The 23,948-nt window shown below is 42.1% G+C and carries 19 protein-coding genes; 4 read left to right on the top strand and 15 right to left on the bottom strand.

Annotation, left to right across the window (positions count from 1 at the left end; genetic code table 11):
* Nucleotides 1-82 precede the first annotated feature (82 nt).
* From L1D50_RS10470 to L1D50_RS10460, 3 genes are read left to right on the top strand one after another with little or no spacing between them, the layout of a single operon-like run.
* Nucleotides 83-766 (top strand): cytochrome c biogenesis protein CcdA, encoded by a 684-nt coding sequence (locus L1D50_RS10470; RefSeq protein WP_128727163.1) that lies wholly within the window; start codon nucleotides 83-85, stop codon nucleotides 764-766.
* A 17-nt stretch (nucleotides 767-783) separates the two neighbouring features.
* Complete coding sequence (locus L1D50_RS10465) at nucleotides 784-1,248, top strand: TlpA disulfide reductase family protein (protein ID WP_138522623.1); 465 nt, start codon at nucleotides 784-786, stop codon at nucleotides 1,246-1,248.
* A 13-nt stretch (nucleotides 1,249-1,261) separates the two neighbouring features.
* A complete protein-coding gene (locus L1D50_RS10460; protein WP_138522621.1) occupies nucleotides 1,262-2,047 on the top strand; it encodes a hypothetical protein in 786 nt (261 codons plus the stop codon).
* A 477-nt stretch (nucleotides 2,048-2,524) separates the two neighbouring features.
* Here L1D50_RS10460 and L1D50_RS10455 read toward each other — a convergent pair whose 3' ends face one another.
* The 12 genes from L1D50_RS10455 to L1D50_RS10400 form a co-directional block, all read right to left on the bottom strand.
* Entirely contained in the window at nucleotides 2,525-3,721 is a 1,197-nt protein-coding gene (locus L1D50_RS10455) for an iron-containing redox enzyme family protein (RefSeq protein WP_239966007.1), read from the bottom strand.
* A gap of 27 nt (nucleotides 3,722-3,748) precedes the next feature.
* The gene (locus L1D50_RS10450) at nucleotides 3,749-4,474 is read right to left on the bottom strand and encodes an SDR family NAD(P)-dependent oxidoreductase (protein ID WP_128727167.1); all 726 of its coding nucleotides are present in this window, start codon (nucleotides 4,472-4,474) and stop codon (nucleotides 3,749-3,751) included.
* A gap of 17 nt (nucleotides 4,475-4,491) precedes the next feature.
* Nucleotides 4,492-5,418 carry an MBL fold metallo-hydrolase gene (locus tag L1D50_RS10445; RefSeq protein ID WP_161568683.1) on the bottom strand — a complete coding sequence of 309 codons (927 nt, stop codon included), beginning with the start codon at nucleotides 5,416-5,418 and terminating at the stop codon, nucleotides 4,492-4,494.
* 11 nt (nucleotides 5,419-5,429) lie between these two features.
* Nucleotides 5,430-6,434 (bottom strand): ketoacyl-ACP synthase III, encoded by a 1,005-nt coding sequence (locus L1D50_RS10440; protein WP_128727169.1) that lies wholly within the window; start codon nucleotides 6,432-6,434, stop codon nucleotides 5,430-5,432.
* Nucleotides 6,435-6,452: 18 nt separating this feature from the next.
* The gene (locus tag L1D50_RS10435) at nucleotides 6,453-7,499 is read right to left on the bottom strand and encodes a 3-oxoacyl-ACP synthase III family protein (protein ID WP_128727170.1); all 1,047 of its coding nucleotides are present in this window, start codon (nucleotides 7,497-7,499) and stop codon (nucleotides 6,453-6,455) included.
* 9 nt (nucleotides 7,500-7,508) lie between these two features.
* A complete protein-coding gene (locus L1D50_RS10430; RefSeq protein ID WP_128727171.1) occupies nucleotides 7,509-8,309 on the bottom strand; it encodes a hypothetical protein in 801 nt (266 codons plus the stop codon).
* Nucleotides 8,306-9,007 carry a glutathione S-transferase family protein gene (locus tag L1D50_RS10425; RefSeq protein ID WP_128727172.1) on the bottom strand — a complete coding sequence of 234 codons (702 nt, stop codon included), beginning with the start codon at nucleotides 9,005-9,007 and terminating at the stop codon, nucleotides 8,306-8,308. Before L1D50_RS10425 ends, L1D50_RS10430 begins: the two co-directional genes overlap by 4 nt.
* Nucleotides 9,008-9,021: 14 nt before the next feature.
* Nucleotides 9,022-10,614 carry a class I adenylate-forming enzyme family protein gene (locus L1D50_RS10420; protein ID WP_239966006.1) on the bottom strand — a complete coding sequence of 531 codons (1,593 nt, stop codon included), beginning with the start codon at nucleotides 10,612-10,614 and terminating at the stop codon, nucleotides 9,022-9,024.
* Nucleotides 10,615-10,626: 12 nt separating this feature from the next.
* Nucleotides 10,627-11,250 (bottom strand): aminodeoxychorismate/anthranilate synthase component II, encoded by a 624-nt coding sequence (locus L1D50_RS10415; RefSeq protein WP_128727174.1) that lies wholly within the window; start codon nucleotides 11,248-11,250, stop codon nucleotides 10,627-10,629.
* A complete protein-coding gene (locus L1D50_RS10410; RefSeq protein WP_239966005.1) occupies nucleotides 11,244-12,671 on the bottom strand; it encodes an anthranilate synthase component I family protein in 1,428 nt (475 codons plus the stop codon). The genes L1D50_RS10415 and L1D50_RS10410 overlap by 7 nt, the downstream gene beginning before the upstream one ends.
* A 1-nt stretch (nucleotide 12,672) precedes the next feature.
* Nucleotides 12,673-14,172, bottom strand: a complete 1,500-nt coding sequence (locus tag L1D50_RS10405; protein ID WP_239966004.1) for an AMP-binding protein — start codon at nucleotides 14,170-14,172, stop codon at nucleotides 12,673-12,675.
* Between the two features lie 1,015 nt (nucleotides 14,173-15,187).
* Nucleotides 15,188-17,527 carry a winged helix-turn-helix domain-containing protein gene (locus L1D50_RS10400; protein WP_128727177.1) on the bottom strand — a complete coding sequence of 780 codons (2,340 nt, stop codon included), beginning with the start codon at nucleotides 17,525-17,527 and terminating at the stop codon, nucleotides 15,188-15,190.
* Nucleotides 17,528-17,899: 372 nt separating this feature from the next.
* Here L1D50_RS10400 and mnmE point away from each other — a divergent pair, with 372 nt between their 5' ends.
* Complete coding sequence (gene mnmE, locus L1D50_RS10395) at nucleotides 17,900-19,264, top strand: tRNA uridine-5-carboxymethylaminomethyl(34) synthesis GTPase MnmE (RefSeq protein ID WP_128727178.1); 1,365 nt, start codon at nucleotides 17,900-17,902, stop codon at nucleotides 19,262-19,264.
* Between the two features lie 71 nt (nucleotides 19,265-19,335).
* On the opposite strand, the gene L1D50_RS10390 is transcribed toward mnmE, so the two are convergent.
* The 3 genes from L1D50_RS10390 to L1D50_RS10380 form a co-directional block, all read right to left on the bottom strand.
* The gene (locus L1D50_RS10390) at nucleotides 19,336-22,923 is read right to left on the bottom strand and encodes a hypothetical protein (RefSeq protein WP_239966003.1); all 3,588 of its coding nucleotides are present in this window, start codon (nucleotides 22,921-22,923) and stop codon (nucleotides 19,336-19,338) included.
* 126 nt (nucleotides 22,924-23,049) lie between these two features.
* Nucleotides 23,050-23,355, bottom strand: a complete 306-nt coding sequence (locus L1D50_RS10385) for a hypothetical protein (RefSeq protein WP_128727180.1) — start codon at nucleotides 23,353-23,355, stop codon at nucleotides 23,050-23,052.
* A gap of 166 nt (nucleotides 23,356-23,521) precedes the next feature.
* Nucleotides 23,522-23,722, bottom strand: coding sequence for a hypothetical protein (locus tag L1D50_RS10380; RefSeq protein ID WP_125253654.1), 201 nt, complete (start codon nucleotides 23,720-23,722; stop codon nucleotides 23,522-23,524).
* Between the last annotated feature and the right edge of the window lie 226 nt (nucleotides 23,723-23,948).

Here is a 23,948-nt window from a genome sequence, read left to right as displayed (position 1 = left end):
ATATTTAAGCGGCTCTTGATAGCTTAATATCACCATTGCGCTACTTTGTTCTTAACCACTAGAACATAAGCTCGAAAATGTAATGGAAGAACAGCTTTTTTTATCCGCACTACAATATGAATCCCCCAATATCATTTGGTTATTAAGTGCCTTTTTGTTGGGTATTTTGACGAGCTTAACACCCTGCGTTTACCCAATAATCCCCATTACGGTTGCTACGCTAGGGCAACAATCAAAGTACTCAGTAAAAGTAAGAACCGTTTTATATTGTGTTGGCTTTGCCGTGGTCTATTCCGCTTTGGGCGCTATTGCAGCACTTACCGGCCAAATGTTTGGCGCGATAGCAAGCAATCCAATTGTGATGATTACATTTGCCAACCTACTATTACTATTCGCCTTTATTTTAAAAGGGTGGATCCCAGTTCCAACTAGATTGCAATCATTCAGTGGCCAATCTAGTAACTCAGCTTTCACCATGGGAGCACTGAGCGCTCTCGTTGCTGCACCATGTAGCTCGCCCGTTTTAGCAGCAATTTTACTTTTTGTAGCTGAGCAACAAAGTCCACTCTGGGGTACCTCTCTTTTATTTTGCTTTTCTTTAGGAATGTGTTTGCTGCTTTTTGTTGCGGGCATATTTAGTGGGTATCTCTCTAAGTTACCAAGGTCAGGCAAGTGGATGTCAACCATTCAGTGGCTGATGTTCCTATTACTCCTATTCATGGCCCAATACTACCTAATCAAAGCAGGGCAACTGATTTACTTTTAATAATACGAGGAAGTGAAATGAAATATCCAATCCACACCGTGCTCTTATGCACCACAATGGCATGTACCGCACCCGTTTACGCTAACTCACCATCTCCCGTTTCATTTGAAGCAACAGGCATGAATGGTGAATCTCTACCTGTTGGTGATAAACCAATTTACCTAAAATTTTGGGCAACTTGGTGTAGCTATTGCCTAGAAGAAATGCCGCACTTGCAGGAAACGTATGAAAAAACAAATGAAAAGTTAGAGGTGATCTCGGTCAATGTCGGATTTAACCAAAATGAGCCTTTAGTTCGACGTTTTTTGGATAGGCACAACTACACGATCCCGACCATTTTTGACCAACGAGGACAAATGGTTGAAAAGTTTAAAATTGTGGGCACTCCAACACACATTTTACTAGACGCTCAAGGAAACGAAGTGTTTCGCAGCGCCTTGTTAACCGATGAGCTCAAGGAAAAACTAAAGCGATTACAATAAGAAGGAAAGTTAAATGAGAACGCTAACACTCACTACATTGGCATTATTGGTAAATAGCTGCGCCACTTGGGCTGTAGACATCCCTCAACAGGGTAAGGCTGAGCTTATCTTTATAAACCTGTGGGACGAATATGCAGAGCCTATTAAATTACCAAAACCAAAAGATAATATTAAACGCGTATTATTGCAGCCCGATTTTAATGTCAACGCTGGTGCCATCGACGACTTTGTAGGCTACTACCCCCAGTTTGAAGGCCTCGAAATAGATACTCAGCAATCCTTAGCATTAAGATACAAGATCTGGCAAACACCAACGCGAGTACTTTTAAACAATGGAAAAGTAGAAAGTATCACGCCGCTACGGCCCCATTCTGACGCAAAAGTGAGTCATGAGAATATTATCAACAAAGTAGCAAAAAAGAGCGATACCTTCGCTTTGACAAAGCCTGATGGTTCGACAGCGAGTATAACTCTTAATGGTAAAAAGCAGGTGCTGTTTTTCAGTGATGCATTATGTCCTTTTCAACACTTACCTAATTGCGAAGAAAAGATAAAACAAAACAATGGGTTGATAGAGAAAACAACACTTCCAGTCACCACAATAGTAAAGCCTTTTTATATTACTAACCATGAAGTCAAATCTTATCAACAAAGGTTCCACGTGAATCATCCTATCTTTATGGACTCAACTAATAGCCTGTTTCAGAAGTTCGAGATAACAAGTCTCCCTTATTGGCTTGTTATTAATGAAAAAGGTAACCCAACATATCGTGGTGAAAAACCCCCTACTTTTTTCTAACCTTAGTGGGTTAAGTAGCAGTGAGCAGTACCTCTACTTAACCCTCTGTCCTCAGAATTAGTTTACTCAACAACTCATTAATCCAAGCTACCCACTAACCGTGCAGCAACATGCTCCTCAAAGCCTGTGATTTGGTTTCCTCCACCCCACAAGTTACCTTCTTAAGCATGGACAGGTGTGATACCGTTCTCACTTTCACTAGCTCAAGTCAAAGCAGTAACTATGACCTCACAGCGAACGTGAATATCGGAATCTCACCGCTTATAGCAAAAAGTGGTAGCGGTGTTATCGACTAGATTTTCTAACCTCAGAATAGCTCACTTAATTAGCGTTTATTTTTGCGGCATAGCTCCACAGACCCAAATCGAATTACTATGTGATATGAGCAATAAATGAAACCGTTAGAATAAAAGACCAGTGATGTAGAAACAATCACTGGTCTTTAGTAGCTATAGAGGTATGGTTCTGTATCAACAATTAACCGATAACTTGATGACCTAAGTTTTCGGGCTTATTGCGATAAGAGCTTTCACTATTTTTAGGGAAACAGCGAGTAAAGCCATAGTCCGTTAACGCTAGAATTCTCAAAGGCTCAGAGCCAGTATTAACGGTATAGTGATCATACCAACGAGGCACGTATGCCAACTCTCCGGCGACAACATCAATGGCCTTTTCATCAATGTGTACACGGCCCTGGCCGCTGAGAATATAAAATACCGACTCATGGGCGTGATTATGTTTTTCATTGCGCTTGCCTACTGGGATCTCTAAAAGTCTAGGATCAATCACTTCACTGGCAACTTTAAAGCGAGTTACTTCAAAGTTTACTCCACCAGCTTCGTCTTCTCGCTGGTATAAGGTTATCCCTTGTTTTTCTAGTACATTTGCATGTAATGCGCCAGAAGCATCCAAATCTGCATAAGGTTTATCTGAAGTCACCAAATCAATTAACGATTTTGCTTTGGCCATTTTGAGCTCTTCATATAATTTTGTGAAATATGCATCTCGAAGTGATAGAGAGGTGTCAATTGCCTCTTCGATCGCCAGCCAATGCTGTTCAGTATCACCATCACATGCATCTAGCGCAATCTTTTCAATTACCTCAGAGTGTTCATCATCACACTCCATATGCAGGCTTAAATAGAGTAAGTCCGATTCGGCCACTCCTTGGTTTACCAATCCATTAAAAAGATAACTGTAAATCTTAGGCACAACCCCTTCGGTGCCCCAACCTAAGAATGCCGCCGCTCTGACAATGTCAGAATGCTTTAAGTAATTAAGACAATCGTTAAAGTACTGTACCGTGTAGTCTCTAAATCGAGTTTCATCTGGGGCAGTCACTCCAAACACATTACCAAGCATATTACGTAGCAAGTTCGAATGGCATTCTTGTTGCTCTTCTTCGCCCGCTTCTTCCCACAAGTTATGGGATAAAGCGACACGGTGCAGATCGTTTTCACACTGCATCATTAGTGCAGAGAGTAATCGGGTAAAACCACGCGAATAATAAAAATGTTGGGCAATTACAAAACCAAACTCAGAGATGGTTAATTGATTATTTTCACATGCTTTAAGCAAAGGGTTTTGCCAGATACGGTGTTGTTGGACAAAGTCTTCAAAGCGCGCACCAATGCGATTTTCCATTGATAAAACAGAGCTAGTTGATGTGTTCATTAGTTGTGTTCCTTACCTTTGTTGTGGTTACCAAGCGAGTTCATTACCATCAAGAATAAATTTGCGATGAAACTGTTTTCCATCGCCCTTAACTGCCATATAGATACTCTGTGCACCCTCAATCGCAGAACGAGGTGCTTTGTCTGTACCCATATCTGTTTTACACCAGCCTGGAGAAACAACCGTCACCGCTATCTGAGTATCATCACACTCTTTCGCTAATGCTAAGGCATACATATTCAACGCTGATTTAGAAATACGGTATGCTAACCCGTTGATAGGAAAATATTCATGCTCAGGATCTGCCGCATAATTCAGCGAACCTAAATCACTACTAAGGAAAATCACTTTGCCATTCTCAGACGCGAGTAACAGCGGCATGAGTGCTTTGGAAATTCGAGCAGATCCAATCACATTTGTCTCAAACGTCGCACTCAATTCACTCAAGTCGATTTGCGATGCACTGTTTTCCCAATCAAAGAAAATTGCAGCGTTATTGATCAGCACATCACACCGACCATAACGCGCCATTAGCGCTTTCATAAACAGATCAACACTCTCGTCCGAGGAAATATCCAATGGTAAAAAGTCAACTTCGGTACCGCTTTCAGCCAAAGCCAGCTGGGCTTGTTGGCCAGCTTTCTCGGACCTAGCTGTTAGTACAACTTGATGGTCTCTCGCCAAAAGCTTCGCAGCTTCTAACCCTAACCCCTTAGCACCACCTGTGATCACTGCTACTTTATTTAAGCTCATTGTTTGCTCATTCCTTTCTAACTAAGTTCAGGTTGTCCAGCAAACCCCATTAACTGCATCATTAGTAATGTGCCGTTATAGTGGAGTTTTTTAGTAATAAATTTTTCTGTTGATTGACGTGTGATATCCGAAACAACTTGTGCTGTCGCGTTCAAGTCTCCCTCATTTTCACTAAGCAATCGCGCAGCTCGAGATTTGAATTGAGTTAACCCCTGTAACGCACTGGCCGCAGCAACATTTGCTGGTTCACCATACAAAACACCGTGATGTCCTAATACGAGACAATTCACATCTAATGCTTGCAACTTTCGTAAAGAATCTTGATAGGCTTGATAATCTTGGAAGACAAGTGGTTCCCACTGTGTCGGTGATACCATTTCCCCCAAAGTATCTGAGACATACAGGCGCTTGAATTTCGGCTCATAAAAGCTCAGTAAACATTTTGCATGTCCAGGTGTGGCAACAGCGACCACTTGATGTCCTGCGCTCAGCGTCACCTTATCTCCATCAGCTAAGCTAATGATAGGGATATCAGCAAAATCTACTTTCTTTGCTTCCATTGCAGCAGGAGCATGCTCGGCTTCAGGTAAGATGTTATATAGACTGCTAGTTAATTTAGCAGTCACTGCATGCGCTTTGGGGTTTTTCAGCGTGTTACTCGTTGCCGCAGAGGCGTATACCTTGACCGCCGGTAACCACGGATAAAGCAGCGCTAAAGTGCCAATATGGTCATAGTGAGAGTGCGTTATAAACCAATGGGTAATCGTGGTTAGATCACCACATATCGCCTCTAGCTGCTGTAAAATTCGCGGCGCGAGAGGCTCCACGCTCGCATCTACCAAGGCCCATCCGGCATCATGTTTTATCAAGAACATAGGTATATCAATGGTACCCAATAAGTGTAAACCATCTTGCTGCATGCCCATTTTTTGTGACCAAGTCATCGCCCCGACTCCTAAAACTGTAATAGGGCACCAGCCCATGTCGCACCGGCACCATAAGAAAGCATCAATACTCTGTCGCCGGCCTTAATCGTTTTGTTGTGGCAGTTTTCGGCTAACGTAACCGCTGTTGATGCGGATGCCATATTGCCGTAACGCGTCACATTGATTGGTACTTTCGCAGGGTCAATATCTAACCTAGCCTGGATTTCCTCAAGCATTCTTAGATTTGGCTGATGCACAATAAATTTATCTATATCAGCAACCTTCAGATTGTTTCTTGATAATATCTGAGTCGCAACTTCACAAAATTTACTGACGCCATGCTGGAATACGTTAGGACCATTCATGCGCATATAAAAATGTCCTAAGTCACCATCGTCTGGTACATGAAATTGACGTTGTGCAGTACCTGGCGCACGTGTAACTAAGCTTTCCCACTGACGACCATCACCACATAACTGAATGTCTTCGATCTTTGCACTTGCCCGAGCGTCTGAATGCTGTTGTCCAACCACGGCAGCCCCACACCCATCTCCAAGCATCACCGCAAGGTTTCGCCCTGCATCACTGGTGTCCATACGCTTAGATAATAGCTCTCCTGCTACCACTAAAACGTATTTAGCTTCTCCCATTGCCACGAAGTTTTTCGCGATATTAACCCCATAAATAAGGCCACTACATTGAGCTCTAATATCAAAAACAGGTAGCTCGGCTAGACCTAGTTTGCTTGCCAACACACAAGCCTGTGATGGGTCATGAATATCAGGACTTAGCGTATTCACTATTAGCATATCGACCTGCTCTAAAGTGATCCCAGCGTCTGCTACAGCCTGCTGTGCAGCCATAAGCATGAGATCGCTAGTCGCTTCAGTGCTTTGTGCATGAAATCTCGTTTCAACACCGATACGTGCACGAATAAATTCATCCGAAGTGTTAATGACTTCAGAGATCATGTGATTATCAACTTTCCGTTTTGGCAAGTGATAACCAGTGCCAAGAATATATGTGTCCTTCATTAGGGTTGGTCCTTACGATTAAATTTGATAGTGAACATTGGATGAAAATTTTGGCACTTTACCAAGTTGCCAAATCTGTGCCCCAAATCCCCAGCCGATTGAAGGGCTAGCAATCACAATTTTGCTATTATCGGCGATGGCTTGTTGCTGTAGCGCGATATTAAAAGCAAGAGGCATTGCTGCCGCGACGGCGCAACCAAACTCTTCCATAATTTTTAACACCTTATGCTCAGGAATACGCAATAAGGCGCACCATGCATCAATTAACTTTCTTGCAGGTTGATGAAAAACAAAGAAGTCGATGTCGTTTGAGTCGAGCTCTACTTTTTTCATGGCTGCATTTACCAGTTTTGGTAAGGACTTTGGTACAAACTGCCCCATCACTCTAGCCCCTTGCTCGGGCATATCGAAACACAGACCAAAATAGGTATCTACTTTGTCGTTCCAACAGATAGTTGCTAACTTGTGGTGCTTAGGAAAACTTTGATAATGCTGCGAAACAATACCGAGAGTTGGATCTGATGATTTAGACACAATCATCGCAGCGTAGCCATCACCAAAATTCATTCCGTTTACACAGCTTCTATCCATGATGGCACTACTAATTTCTTGCGTAAGAATTAACACATGCTCAGCTTGACCAGTCATAATTGCGTTGGCCGCTAATTGCAGCCCGTCCATCATACTTGAACATTCATTTTGGATATCGAACTCGGCTGTCGCATTCTTTAATTGCAGTCTTTGCTTCAACGTATGACTGATCCGAGGATAAAATTGACGCTCCGGAATTTGCACAGCCAATGACGAAGAAGTGATAAAAAGATCGATATCATCGCTGTCTAATTCAGCCAACTGCAACGCTTCTTGTGCCACAGATACCGAAATATCCATTGGCATCGAAACACTTAAGTCTGTGTAATAACGCTGCTTGATTCCCCACTTTTGTTCCCACTCTTCTCTATCTGTACTACTAATCTTTGAGAACCACTGTGGATCTTCATTTTTTACTGCTAATGTTGGCACTTTGGCTGCCACAGCCTTAATCTCTACACCACACATATTCATCCCATTCTCCTAAAACATTGTTCGCGCTACTATTTTTGCCCTAAATGGACAAACACTTAGCCAAATTTGAGGCAATGCCTCTTTGAGCTGAGCTTGGGTGTCATTCCAACTTGACCAACGTAATTGGGGGGCATTGAATTGCAATGCTCTGATAAGTTGCGCCTCAAGATAGTGCGGTGCATCAATCATTACGGCTTGCCCATCACCTTGTAATGCTTCACAAAGTTGTACTATTTGACTTACCAAATGGTCGGTTAGCGCATGTTTCGCAGGGAGCTGAACAGACAACTCAAGCTTGCCCTCAGTAGATAGAGATAAAGTATTTGGCTGATATCCAGCGATCTCTTGTTGTACTATTTGACACTGAGACACTGCATCTGAAGCGCTTAACAGAACACTTCGTGCGCCAGCTTCCAAAGTTGGAAACTGCTTCACATCATGTGAATTTGCTTCGGCAATTAAAATATTTTTCATCCCGGCAGCGACAAAATAGCCATTCGCAACTTCTAGTGCCTGCGCCCAAGTTGTGTCTTGTAAATCAATTACAAATGCATTGTCTGCTTGTAGATGCTCTTGTAGTGCATACCCAACTCTTGGTGTCTGCTGCTCGTTACGTTCAATAATACGGTCGATACTGGTTGAGAGCGTAATAATCAAATCTAATGCTTGTGCATCAACTTGCTGATCGGAAAATAACGTGCCAGTCGAATCTCTTAGCCAGTCAATGCAACTAAGGCGCGGCTCATCAAAACTGCGCAAGTAGACCGACATTGCTTGTAGTTGTAATTTAGAGTTTATCTTTTTAATCATGCGCTTAACTGCTCCACTTTATGCTCGGAAGCGATTAAGTTTGCACAGTAGCCAGCGCGATTTATTAGTAATTCACGTAACTGCAACTCGTAATGATGCGGCAAAACTTTAGCTACGAGCTTTGCGACTGCAACACTACTTTTTTGATAATTTGGATAATTTCTGATCTGTGGTATCGCACTGCTGAGTGCTTTGTTTAGTGCGCAATCAAGGTTACGGATAACACTACATAACACCAGCTTCCACACATCAACGAGTGTCGATACGTGCGTAACTTCTTCACGCAGTTCTTGATGTAAAACGGGTAAAATAGTGCTGAGCTCATTGATCCCAGTCTGGAAACTTTGCTCGCTTTCACTGCGAATGATTGTAGAAACAGCACCATGAGCTTGTTCTATTAATTCCATAAGCTCTTGTTGCTTTGCTTTTTGCCAGGCATTACGAGATAACAATTGCTGCTCTTGGTATACCTCGGCTAACCAGCGAGCAATAACGCTAGACTCTGATAGCGACTCAATATCGACTAACAAAGTAGGAACTTTACCCATAGGTGAATGCTTTAATAAAGCAGCCGGTTTTTGAGTATAAACCTCAACGTTGGTATAACTGTAGTCTAAATGCAAGACCTCAAGTAACATTCTGATCCGAATAGAAAATGGGCAAATGTCATACCCATACAAATGTAGTTTTGGTGACATAGTGTGATCCTTACTTATGCAGCTTTTAGCTCACGTAATTGACGCTTTAATTTTTTTCCTGTTACTCCGGTATATTCATGACCGGACTGAAAGGTGAGAGAGACAACTTTTATCAAATCATGCTGTTGCAAAACGGTGTTAACTTTATCGAGCAAACAATCGGCCGCTATTTCAGATGCAGACCGTGATAATTCCACACAAACATGTGGTAGATAAAATTCTGGGTTTTGAGGGTCAGGCTTAGCAAAAACACTGCATTCAAAAATTTCAGGTAAATACTTCAGAATGACTTCTTCAGCCAAGCAGCTGTAAAGCACACCATCTTTGGTATAAACAGGATCAGTCGTACGATCGACGTGGAAAAATTTACCCGTTTCATCAAAATAGACTAAGTCGCCTGTTAACCAATAACCACTGAGCTTTGCATCCTCAGTTAGTTGGGGAGCATTCCAATATCCTGCCGTCACAGATTCTGATTTAACGCCCAGTAACCCCACTTGATTGGGGCCAAGCTGCTCTCCTTTATCGTTCAATACTGCTGCATCTACCCACTCAAACGCGCGACCGATACAGCGGTCAAATTGGTGCTGCTCCAAGCTATGAATATTTCTGAATATGGCGAACCCAAACTCTGATGACCCCAAGTTGTCAATGAATATAGAGCCTGATTTACGCTTACCATCAGCATAATGTTTGCCAAGCGCAATCAACTTTCTGATATGCGACTCATGATTTGCATCACCTGTAGCAATCCAATAACCCACTGAGGAAAACTGACGTTCATCTAAGGTTTCACGACACAAGTCGACATAGGTTTTAGGGAAAGCAACGATGAGTTCAGAGCGTTCTTGCTCGACTTTTTTTGCTAAGTTTTGCGCAGACTTATCAGATAAAATATAGGTGCTCGCGCCTCGCAATAAGCTCGACATCATGACGGAGATAGCAGAACTGTGAGAGTGTGGCAAAGCGCATAACACTCGCTCACCTCTTTGTTTTAATAATTGATTTTGCACACCAAAAAAGAAACTATGGTGGGTAAAAGTTACTGCTTTGGGCACACCCGTAGTGCCCGAAGTATGTGCTAGTAAAATCACATCATCTGCAGCAAACTCGGGCATTGCTGGCAATTCAGTATTAGCCAAAGAGAGTAACTGCGTTACCGTAAATAGCTTTATTGTTTTTAACGATAAATTGATAAAGCACTGTGCTTTATTATCCGAGTAAACAAGTCGCTCCACGGCAGCATTACGGCAAAAAGCAATGACAATTTCAGGGTCTAGCTTGTCATTAATACATACTGGAATAGCGCCAATTCTGTTTAACGCAAGGTAGTGAATGAAGTAGCTTAGATCATCGTTAAGATACAAACCTACCGTTTCTTTGGCACACACCCCCATCGCACAATATTTTCCCGCGATGAGTTCGCTCAAATACAGAAGATCTGCAATGGTAAAATGACGTTGAGTACAATATTCACTGATCGGCTGTTCAACCTTTATCAAGTCCTGATGTGTATCTGGCACTATCTCGTTCAAAACAGTAAGAAAGTTACCTGCACCAATTTTGGGATGTTGTTGAATAGCCTTGACAACTTGAGTGGAAAACATTGCTTTTTCTCCTTATGCAGCGACTTCATTAGCAGTATCAAGCTCTGGTGATACTAGCCCACTTTCTACCAACCAATTGCGCAGCATATCCAGCCCTCTTTCAGTTGCGATAGACTCTGGATGAAACTGTAACCCGAATATTGGTAAATACTTGTGTTGTAATGCCATAACTTCAGCTTGACCCGAAGGCGTTGCCACCGACAAAGCCGTGACTTTCAAGCATTCAGGTAATATGCTAGATACACATAAGCTGTGGTAACGCACGATATCTAACGGAGAAGGTAACCCAGAAAATAGCCCTGAATTGTCGTGTGTAATTTGCTTCACTTTGCCATGCATTGGAGCCTGTGCATGACACACTACCGCGCCGAAAACATGGGCGATGGCTTGATGCCCCAAACAAATCCCTAGTATTGGGATTTTTCTTGAAAAGTATTCGATGGCTTCGCATGAAATGCCAGCTTGCTCAGGGCCGAAGGGCCCTGGTGAAATAATCAAACCACTTGGCTTTAACGCTGCCAACTCATCTATCGTGATTTCATCATTTCTCACCACTTTAACCGTTTGGCCTAACGCGAAGAAATAGTGCACAAGGTTATAAGTAAATGAATCATAGTTATCTATCATGACTAACATGTGGCAGCTTCCTTATCCTGAGATTCGGCAATACCAAGCGCAACCAGCATTGCCCGACTTTTATTCATAGTTTCTTGCCATTCACTTTCAGGGTTTGAGTCGGTCACAATGCCAGCCCCCGCCTGAATGTTGAGATAGCCATTTTTGATGTACGCGGAGCGAATAATAATTGCCAGATCAAGTAGCTGGTTATTCAATATGCCAACCCCGCCACCATAAAACCCACGCCTGACTTGCTCGTATTTATCCAACAGCTGCATCGCACGTATCTTTGGTGCACCACTTAATGTACCTGCTGGCAATGTGGCTTTAATCAAATCAAAATTACTATGCTGTTTGTTTAGTGATGCACTCACCTGTGATGTGATATGCATCACATGAGAAAAGTGCTCCACAGTCATTTTGCGAGGAACACTGACAGTAGCAGGATCAGACACTCGACCGAGGTCATTTCTGGCTAAATCAATCAGCATCAAGTGCTCAGCAAGCTCTTTTTCGTCTTGCAATAGTTCCTGCTCTAGCCGCGCATTCTCGACCTCACAGGCTTGTCTGTGGCGAGTGCCCGCCATTGGAAAAGAAACAAGCTCGCCATTATCATTACGCACAAGCGTCTCTGGCGATGCGCCAAACAAACACCCAGCATTTAAACGAATATAGAATTGATAAGGAGAAGGGCTTACTCTTCTAAGTTGTGTAAAAAAATCCAGCCCACATCCAGACACAGGGATCTGCATTCGCTGTGATAAGACGGCCTGCATGATTTCGCCGTCTTTTATGTTTTGTTTGAGCTTATCTACTGTTTGCTTAAATTCGTCTTGCTTGAAATTAAACTGTACTGGGCCATCAACCGAATCTTGAGGCCAAGAGTGTAACCGCTCAATTAAGCCAGTATTACTGTGTTGTGGGACAGATGAAAAAGTGACAATCTTGGCCTGCTTTTCCTTATGGTCAAAAATCGCCATCTGCTGTGGAAGCATTAACTCAACATCCGAAGATTGTGTTAAGTCTGGCAACTCTGGATCAGGTAACTTATGTGGCTCAAAGTAACGGATGCTTTCATAACCCCAAATACCTAACCAGCCAAACTCAAACAGCTCAATCTCTGGGTTAAGTACAAACTCTGTATTTGCAGTTAATTCCTCTAATTTGGCCCAAGCCTGTGTTACACAATCAAACTGCTGTTCAAAAATGACATCATTGCCACAGCAATACATTAACTTGTTATTTTTAAGTACAATTTTTGCCAAAGAGGATAGACCTACCAAGCTGTACCGAGGCGGAATAGCTTTGGTTGCGGCGTTATTAAACTCATATACAAACGAGTAGCTATCCGCTGCAAAGCGACGATAAAAGCGCATTACATCACCGTCACCATAATCAAGTGTATCGACTTGGCTATAAATTTTCTGCAACTCAGTCATGTTATGCCACTTCCTCTAAATGCATGAGGCGTTTGCGAACCACTTTGCCATTATCATTTCTTGGTAACGCATCAATCATCGTGATCTGGTTTGGACGTTGATAGCTTGATAGGTTTTGTGAACACCAGTGATTAACTTCGCGCTTCAAAGAGTGGCTATCGACCCCCTGACGAGGCACCACCCAAAGGCTTGGTTTAATGAAACCATCGTCTGCTTCATAAGGAACCATGGCGAGTTCAAGAATGGTAGGAAAGTTATGCGCTAACTTAACTTCTATTTCAGAAGGCACAACCCAACGGCCATTTACTTTAAAGAGATCGTCCGAACGGCCTTTGAAATGCAGTTCTCCATTTTCGTCAATGGCAGCTAAATCACCAGAGTTATACCAACCATCAACGAACTTGTTCTGAGTGGCGGCCGAATTTTTCCAATAACCCAATGCCATACTGGGCCCTTTCACCCATAAGTTCCCTGTTTTCCCCTGCGCAACGGGCTGCTGATTTGCATCTCGGATAGACACTTCATATCCTGATAACGGCTTACCTAGGCTATTACAACTCGCTGTTTGTGGCGTATGTGAGCAAAATATGTGGCACAACTCCGTTGAACCCAGACCGTCAACGATCCGAAGCCCAAACTGCTGATCCCAACTATTGAAAATACCAGAAGGCAATGCTGAGCCCGCTGAAATAGCTAATCGCACGGAGCTAACGATAGCATGGCTATTATGAAGTGAGGCTAAGCCGTGATATATAGCGGGAACACCAAAGAATAAAGTAGGCTGATAGCGACTCAAGTTTGCCGCTACACGTTCTATTGTTGGCCACTCACTATCGAGCACGACTGTCGCTTGAAGCTCTAATGGAAAAATCAAACTATTGCCCAAGCCATAACCAAAGAATGACTTAGCAAGCGAATAGAAAACATCTTGTTGGGTTGCACCCAGAGTGTTTTTGGCAAAATACTGTGCAATGTACAGTGCATTTTCGCTAGAGTGCATCACACCTTTTGGATTGCCTGTCGTGCCTGAAGTATATTGCATAAACGCAACATCACTGGGATCACGGAAAAAATAGTTATTCCAAGCTACATCCCCATAACTAAGCATGGTTTGGTAAGTAACTTTGTTGGTTTTATTGCCTTGATGAAAAAACTGGAAAGTGGTTCTGCCATTTTCCTCAGATACATAAATACTCGCATCGCTGTCGCCAATAATGTAAGTAAGCGCAGACTCACTCAGCTTCGGGTTGATCACGATAGGGATCGCGCCAAACGCCAAACTAGCTAGAAAACAAGTGTGTAGTATTGGACTGTCATTTAATCCGATAACGACACGGCTGTCTTTTTGTAGACCAATTTGTTCAAAGGCACTCGCCAACTTAGCCATCGAACTTTTTAATTGCTCATACGTAATTTCGCAGTCCTGATGAGCAATTGCTATTTTCTCTGGTACTTCACAATGGTGCAGCCAACGCTCGGCTAAGTTAATTGTATTACTCATCTTAACCATTCCTTCGAGTTGTCAAAGAAGGTTCTTATTACTGTCTTAACCACCCTGTTGTTGCCATTTAATGTAATCATTTCCCCGTCCTTTAAAGTTTCCGCTTCTATTGACCACCGCGCCAAAAGACACAAAAAATAAACAATAGAAACCTTCAACACACAAAATTTACAACACAACCTGTTGTTTATTACTAAACACCCTCATTCCCAGGCCATGTAAAGTGCGCACATAAAGTAGCGGAGAATGAGCACCCATAGCGACAAAAAAGACATCAAAGATATCTAAAATAGATAAAAAGCCCATAACCATGATTAGTTAAAAACTAATAAACGCATGATTAAAAAGCTTTTATTTGTTTTTCTTTTTTGTAGCTAAGTTTTATTAAAAATCTAAAAAGACAGCCTAATGAAGCGCTGATTAATTCTAAGGGGAACTCACCAATACGCTTTTTTATATAAATTTACGCAAGAGATGACAATTAACAAAACACAAAACGAATTAACAAAAACAAAACATTGATAAGGTAACGATTGACTGGATAGTAAATGTCTAAAAATTTAGGAATGAGAAATTGAAATGCCAAATAGGCTACTCGAGTTAAAAAATGACACAGAGCAAGGAAGGCTAGTTTACGAAGAAAGAACAAGGTTTAGCGTACCAAGTCGATTAAGTTTCTGGTCAATTGAGAGAGTAAACCCGGTACTAGGCACATTAAAAAATGTCTTATGTAGAACTAAATTCCAAGCCTAAAAATAGAGCTGAGAGGATAAAACACAAAGACAATAACACTTTGACTTTATGTGTGTTTTTAGTTTTATAGGTGAAAGTGCGGAGCAATAAATGCGTGTTTTCACGATATCTAGACCTCAAGAAGAAAGCGCTCGATAGCACTCGCTTCTTGTTACCAGCTCATACCTATTCTGTAGGTAAAGCGGGCCTATAAATTTATCGTCAAACGCCCCCTTATCCAAAGCTTATGCTTCTAGAGGCATCACTAAAAACCAAGTGGGGATTACATTCCCCACTCTGATTCACAGTAGACGGAGTAAGGTTTTTGCCACTGATCTATCAAGGTACTTATTGAGTTGTCATTTTGGATCGGCATGACACGCGTTGCAAAGCCTAATAAGCGCTCATCTTGCTCTCTCCACAACCCAGAAAAGCTTGATTTACTTTGCAGCAACAGCTTTTCTGCCTCATCAAACTGCTCCAGCTGTAAGTGTGCGATCGCCGCATAATCAAATAATAACTTTTTATTCTTGCTATCATCAAACAGTTCAATAGCCTTGCTGTAATTACCTAGCTGCAAATAAGCGTACATTAAAGAATAATCCGCATACGCCTTAGAGTCATTTAATCCTAAAGATTGGTATTTAATCTGTGCTCTCGTTAATTTAGGTAATGCTTTTTGATACTCCTGCTTGATCAATAATGTCCACCCATGTAATAAGTGTGCGTCAGCCTGTATGTGAGGATAATCTCTGACATTGGATGATTCCATTTCAGTAAAGATACCGTCGGCAGCATCAAGTAAATCAGGATCGACTAAACTAATCCCCAGATCCATTTTCCCCATAGCTTCAAGCAGGCGATTGCGATAGTAAAGCGGCGAGTTTTCTAGTCCAGTATTAAACTCACTTTGCGCAATTTGCAGATACTTTAATGCTCGCTGCCCGTCGTGAAGCTGAATGTAAAAGAAGCCAAGATAATTTGCGATCTTAATCTTATAAATGATTTCTTCTTGCTCTATTGCTAGCTCCAGCGCCTTTTTTAAGGCCTTCGCTCGGCTGTTAATATCAGCAACAAAGTTCTGACCAATCGCAAAATACGTTTGCATTAATAAACTCAAGTTATTATTTTTTTGATAATAACTAAGAGAGCGGTGCAAGCTTTCTAAGCTTTCGTTTAAATTAACATCGGTGACCTGCTCAGGCCTCGCAGCTGGTGGACTACCAATGTAGTAAAGCCGCGTCGCTTCTGTGCTGACATCATTTTGTAAGTTAATACCGACTTTCGATAGATTGACGTAATCTTTGTACAGTTCCCATTTTTGCTGTTTTGACGCAACATCTGAAAGTACCAAATAAATACGTGAGCGGATCACTTCATTTGAGAGCTCTTCACTATTTGCCAACGCCAACTTGAGCAGTCTTTCGGACTCTTCGTAATTCCCTAATACTTGTTCCAATTCCCCCCAATAAAACAACAACCGTACACGTAAATTAGACTGAGCCTGCAGTTCTGTATCTTCTTCTAGCTTTGCAAAAAGTGCTTGTGCTTTCTCAACCTGTCCTGTTCGCCAGTATGAACGAGCCAACTCTATCAATGCATGGGTATTACTTGGATCATGCAAGCTAGATGCTTCAAAATATCGAATAGCTAAACCAACACCATGAGTCTCTAGTGCGTGCAGCCCTTCTAAGTAATCTTTGGTTGAGAATTGATTATCAGACACCTTAAAAGTACTTAATTTATTGGTTCCTTTGTTAAATTGTTTGATAAAGCTATTTGCCAAATCAGGAAGTGATAAGTCTAGCCCCTCACTATAAATCACTCCTTCTTTCCGCTCCCCATTTGGCTGCGATAGCTGGTACCTAAACACAAATCGGCCAAACTCTTGAGAAACTGATGCTAACATCCACTGATCAGCTCGACCACTTACCACAATACTATCTAAGGCTTGTTCCTGATTACTAAATTTGGGGCTTTCTGCCGCAAGCAACTGTAAAGCGGTATTATCAGGGACAACATTATAATTTGGTAATTCCTTTAACCCTTCGATCAGCATATGCCTGAGACTATAATTCAACCAATCAAGTTTTGTTTCGCCAGTTTCATTAATAAATGGCGCGATTAATATTCGACGAATATGGTTTTGCTGGGTTTGTGCTGTAGAATTTATAATCGAGTTTGTGTTTGATTGATAAAGTAATCCAGCCGATACAACCAAAGCAAAAATACCCACGACCATAAAAAGAATATAGGGATTTTTATGTCCTAAATTAGATGTTTTTTGATTGACCGGTTCGGGCTGTGTTTCTTCTTGCTCTAATTCAACTTCCGTTAGCCAGATATAACCACGCTGAGGGTACGTTTTAATGAATACGGGGTCATGAACGTTGTCGTTTAGCTGTTTGCGTAGCTCCCGAATACTCTGAGTAAGTGAACTTTCTCTATATTCACCATTGATCCAGATTTCGGATAACAATTCTTCTCTGGTGATTACACGGCCCGCATTAATAAGAAAATATTCGAGTAACTGAGCAAGTTTAGGGCGTAATTGAATAGAGCCTTCTTGGTGGTACAACGCGCCAAGCACCGAATCAAAAGTATAGCCCTTGAATTTATACAACGTAATTCCTTAACATTATTCATCTAGCCAACTTGGCTTTGGGTTACAAAACGACGTCCAACATGACACACAATTTTAACAAAAACACACTGTATTTAAAGTAAGACATTCAGCTAGCATTATATGCCTGCTTCAATGAAGTTAATACTATTTAACTATCTATTAAACGAACAAATAAAGTCTTTTTTATTAAAAATGAGATAAACGACCATTTTTTTGCCGTTGTCTTGATCCAGTACAAGTCTTCATGCTTCACTACATATCCATTTTTGCTACAGTTTATAACAGCAAACACGCCCCAGCATGGCTGAGTCTGTTGCTTTGCTGTACAATTCATTTATCACCTCGTATTTCCATTAGAATTAGTAAATCATGATTGCACAAGACACCATAGCAGCACAGGCTACCGCTCCGGGTCGCGGTGGCGTTGGCATTATTCGAGTATCTGGTAGTAAAGCCAAAGAGGTCGCCGAGCAAATCTTAGGTAAATGCCCTAAAACTCGCTATGCCGAATACCTGCCATTCAACACCCTAGCAGGTGAACAGCTTGACCAAGGCATTGCGCTGTTCTTTCAAGGACCAAACTCATTCACAGGAGAAGATGTGCTTGAGCTACAAGGCCACGGTGGTCCGGTTGTCCTTGATATGCTGCTAAAGGAGATAAGCCAAATCGAGCAAGTGCGCTTGGCAAAGCCTGGTGAGTTCTCAGAACGTGCTTTTATGAACGACAAGCTAGACTTAACGCAAGCAGAAGCTATCGCAGACTTGATCAACGCCACCAGCGAGCAAGCTGCAAAAAGTGCACTACATTCACTGCAAGGTGACTTCTCTAAACATATCAACGCATTGGTCGAAAAAGTAATTCACCTTCGTATGTATGTTGAAGCTGCAATTGATTTCCCCGATGAAGAAATTGATTTTCTATCAGATGGTAAAGTCGCAGGGGATCTTGAGAGCATTATTCAGCAACTCGCTGAAGTGCGTAAACAAGCCAAGCAAGGCAGTATTATGCGTGAAGGTATGCGCGTGGTGATTGCAGGTCGTCCTAACGCAGGTAAATCATCGCTACTCAATGCCTTAGCTGGCCGTGAAGCCGCGATTGTTACAGACATTGCAGGTACCACACGGGATGTACTGCGTGAGCACATTCATATCGATGGTATGCCGCTTCATATTATCGACACTGCAGGACTTCGTGATAGTCCAGATAAAGTAGAACAGATAGGCATAGAGCGTGCTTGGGAAGAGATCCGTGGTGCCGATCATGTACTGTTTATGGTAGATGGCACAGAAACCCACGAAACCGATCCTGCGAAGATCTGGCCTGATTTTATCGAACAACTACCGCAAGGTATGGAGATTACGGTGATCCGCAATAAAGTCGATTTGAGCGGTGAAGCCATTGGCACAACAACGAGTGATGGCCATACTCTTATTCGCCTGAGTGCCAAAGATATTCAAGGCATTAATTTATTGAGAGAACACCTAAAAGCCTGTATTGGATTCACAGGTGCAACTGAGGGCGGCTTTATGGCTCGTCGTCGTCATTTAGACGCCCTAGAACGCGCTGCTGAGCACCTAGAAATAGGCCAAACTCAGCTAGAGATGCACATTGCCGGTGAAATTCTGGCAGAAGAGCTGCGCCTAACCCAGCAATACCTCAATGAGATCACCGGCGAATTCACCTCAGATGATTTGCTAGGCAAAATCTTTAGCTCATTCTGTATCGGTAAATAACCTGAGCTTCGGATAAATAATCCAAATATTTGAGTTGTCATACGCCCGATGTTCGGGCGTATGACTATACACTAACTACAGTAATGGCTTACTGCTTCTTTTACCTTACGAGATTTGTCTTTTTTCAATGGAGCTAGCAATACTTCAGCATCTGCTTCTTGGCTTAATATTTCAGGAAGTTCAGCGCGGCGACCCGCGTGTAGGTAGCTCAAACTCTGTTTAAAACTGCCATATTGGCCACGAGCATGTGCCACAATAAACTCACGACACACGTCAAAATGGCTGCGCTTAATACAAAACAGCATCAGGTGTTCGGATTTAACGCCGATATCAAATAACCAGGCGAGTAAAAATGCCATACCGGTCTCGGATGCTTCACCTTCATACTCATCGCTGTTTGATAGATAAGTCTCAAAATCAATTTCATTGTGTGCCAGTTGGTGTAACAACCAAGGTTGCTCCATTTGCGCTTCAATTAATTTAAAGCCGCGATAGTCATGATTAAGAAGCAGACGTACCAGTTTGTTGCGACGCTTAACATCTAGCATCCACACAAATTGACGCAGACTATACATGTGGTATTCATCGGCATCGATACGCATAAACTCGGTGGATATTTGCTCTTTGAACAGCGCAGCCATGGCGTCAAACTCTATTTCGTTATCTAGATAAGCCATCGTTTGTTCAACAATCCCGTTAATACGATTGGACTGCACTTGAAGTTCAGCAACGCGCTTTACAATAGCAGCACGTTCAACCTGCTCTGAGAATACCAATAAGGGTCCCGATGACAGTCTGTCTTCATACCAAGCAAGCGGCACCTCATGATCGGCCATCACAATCACATAATTGTCTCCTTGCTGCTGCAACACAGTGCAGGCTTCCCAACTTCGACCATCAACATGACAAGGTTTATCATGTATTGAAAGACTATCTGCCACAATGGCTTTATGCAGCTTCTTTGGTAACTTTTCACCTTCACCGAAATACAGACAATCCTTACCTGACTCGTGTGCCAACGCATGCTCCCAAGAGTGCAGATTTAATTGCGCAAAAATATCTATCGCACGGCGCAAGTTATGATCAAAGTCGACTGCAACTTCAGGATGTTTGAGCGAAACATGATGTAAAAACTCAACTTTCGTGCGCTCATTAATATACGCAAGCCCCCGCTCCATGGCTTTGGCTTTTTTACGCCCCATGCTGCCAAACATACTGGTATCATCACTGACTATTTCGCTGTAAATCTCTATCCAATTTACGTAACGCCCGAAGTCATAACGTTGATAACTCATTTCATAGGCATTCAGAATACCGCTATCTATTCCAGCTTTACTTAAGTGCTCATAGACATCAATCCCATCGAGTATATTGTTAAACTCTATATCCCAATGATCATCTGAATAAGCACGAAGCACATTGCGTGCAACCCTAACTGGCGCCAATGCAATAATAAATTGCCACAAACGATCTGCTTTATTTTGTAAGGGTAAAGGTAATTGCCGCAACCAAAATGCGGCTAAGGTAAAGCGCTGAAAGTCATCATCATGATCTTTAAAAAGCTGATAACTGGGTTGCTGCTCACTAAATTTGTTTAAGTAAAGATCGCCGCGACAGCACTCATCTCGATACAAGTGTGGCTGTACTAGTGCCAATATACTGACCAAATCATCTCGCGGCGTGTCTGCAGTAAAGTGATCACAGATCCGCGCTATTTGTTCCTCAGATAACCCTAGGTTTTCAGGGTTATAATGGTCTGACTTTTTATGACATTTTTGAATTATGTGCTGGGCAGCGAGTTGCCAAATATGATTGTCGTTAAGATAAGTTACCAGTGCCTCTGTAATATCGTCGCCAATACGCTGATTGTAATCACAATGAAGGTGATAGCTGGCCAGTGTCATTAAGCCCATATCCGATTGTGGCCACTGCTCTGGATGGCACAGCGCACGGGATGAGCGAAAATGCTCATCAACCAACTTAAGATGCTTGCGGCACAGTAATTCATCTTGGTTGGTGAAGTGATGAAATATCGATTGGATGTTTTTGGCTTTGGCACTTTCTGCTGCGCTCTCAATATCAGATAAGGAGAGTTGAGTGTAGCGCTGATAATAGGCTTCTCTAGAAAGTAGCGCCTCATCACCTTCGGTAAGTGATGTCATCATATATTTACTAAACTCACGTTTACCTAGAGCATAATAAAATACGTCAATCACGCGCAAGTATTGCTGAGCGCGAGCTTGTAGTAAGCTCGTTTCTGTGTCTTTGCGTACCGTAAGCGTCAGCACCATGCCATTTGGTTGTGTATATTCAACTTCTTCACTGAAGTGCTCAGTCAGTAAATCGCCCCGTACAAGACTGAGCACCGACTCCAATTCGTCGGCTATACCTTGGTTATTGCGCTCGAAACTACTCAATTGATCAATAAGATGCTCAGCCATGTCACTGGCATGCAGTTTCGCTAATTCAAGTACATCAACTTCACAGAGTGTTTCTAACACGGTGTGTGGCTCACCACTTTCAATATAGCGCCACAATGATTCACCTTGGGGCATAGCTAGCACTAAGGGCTTCAATAAATTGCTACCATAGTTAAGCTCATATTTTCTCTCGTCTCTGGCGAGATAGGCGCGATAGTTTGCACGCGCAGTAATGGCACTCTGTGCTATTTTAACGAGCGGTCCTACAACCTGTGATTGGACTTTTTGCTGTAAATCATACGCTTCATTTTCGAGCGTGCTGCCAAAAAATGGCATTGCCATAAAGCTATCTTTGGCTTCTTCATCGTCATAAAAACAAGTATGAGGGAATAGCGATTGGTATAGAGACACGACGGGTTGATAAGTACTTAAGTCTTCTTCTTCATCCTCATCGCACATAGTATCGACACGCTCAAGTAATACAGGCTCTGCTTGGAAACGTGCAACGACTAATGCTTTAAATTGTTCGTAGTGCTCGGGGTGCTGGCATAAATATTCCCCCAATGGCTGGTAGCTACAATCGTCACTATATCGATCATTTTGGAACATGCCAGATCTAAAGCTCTCGTTGTCACACCATATAAATGCTTTGATTATTTCTTTGTGCCAGCCATGCTCATGAAGCAATGAACTTAAATAGCTTTCGTAACCGCAGGCATGCTCATCATCCCAGTAAGGCACAAAAAACTGTGCAAGCAAGAAGGTGTACCGTATATCCGTCTTTGCAAGCATATATAATGCTTCTACGCCAAATACCCGCATATCATCAAGCCACATTTCGTCTGTGTCGTTTTGGCGTCGACTATAAGCAACGATGGCTTCGGCGGTTTCTACAACAACCTCTTTAATTTCAGGATATTGCAGAGCTGCTGCAAACAGAATGACTTCAGAAATATAAGTTTCAGTATCATCATCTATAGGATGGTTATAGTGGTGCGATCCGCCTTCTTGGCCTAAGTTTAACGCAGACTGCAGCAACTTAAGGTTGTTGCCGCTATCTTGTGGTTGTAGGCGGCGTTTACCGTCTTTTCCCAGTTGCTTAAACTCAACATCAAATTGACTATCGCTAAAAGCCCTATCCTCATCTAATAAAGCTTTATATTGTGTTAATGCTAGTTTGATTTGTTGCGGGTCTTGAATATCCAGCGTGATAATCTGGTTTTTATCGAATTGATTCATGTCGTTATTTCTAATTGAATTTAACGTATAGCCGCACTAATCGGACTATAGAGTAGAAAAATAATGAAGCACAGCTCTGTAAACTGCGGTAATTTCAAGTAAATATTTAAAATCAGCGGGTGTCGATTACGAGCTAGTATCGTCAGCTTGCAGCTCTTTTAACCTATCGATATCTATTTGGCAGTCCTGCTTTGCCTTTTTCTGTTGATCGGGTGTCATATCATTCCAATGAATATAACCACCGTGCGCGTGTGGTGCATTGTATAAATAGTTAGCGAATTTCTTGTTGCCACTACCTGAGACTAACCCCCTCACAGAACCCTGTTCATCAGCGGCCCATAGTGCAACACGTTTAAATTCCAGCTCTCCAGAAGCGCTAATACGAAATGAATACCAATCTTCAGCAGCACTAATGTGCAGTTCCTTATCCATGCTTTACCTTTTATAGTTCCTTAAAGTCGAAGCTATTATTTCCAATCTTAATGATGAGGTCAATACAACAGATAAATTAAGTCTTTGAATTATATTAATAAAAAGTAAAATGTAAGGTAATATCGTTGGCAACAACACATATACCAACGCATATCAATTCAATGTATTAGATGGGTTTAACAGGGTGTAGTACCGAAGATTCAGGTCTAACAGGATGCAATACTGAAGACTCAGGTCTAACTGGATGCAGTACTGAAGATTCAGGTCTAACAGGATGTAAAACAGACGACGCTGGATCTAATGGATCCAAAACACCACTACCACCAGAAATACTAGATAGCGCACTTTTTTCAATTAATTTTTTCATCTTTTTTCCTTAATTTTGCGGTTATGTAACAGCTATTAGTAAGCACTTTGTTTATATGGCTCTCTCAAATATGAGAAGTAAGCCATAAACACTTCATTGTTCAACCCAAATCCAGTTTTGAGGTGGAAATAGATACTATTACCAGAGCAATCCTTGCCGTGTTGTTCAATTCACCATCAGTATTAACATCAAAGCGAATGATATAACAAGTAATGAGGGAAAAAAT

This window comes from Pseudoalteromonas sp. Isolate6, from assembly GCF_022398435.1.
In the GTDB taxonomy this organism is placed as follows: domain Bacteria; phylum Pseudomonadota; class Gammaproteobacteria; order Enterobacterales; family Alteromonadaceae; genus Pseudoalteromonas; species Pseudoalteromonas galatheae.
This window is presented reverse-complemented; position numbering and strand designations above follow the sequence as displayed.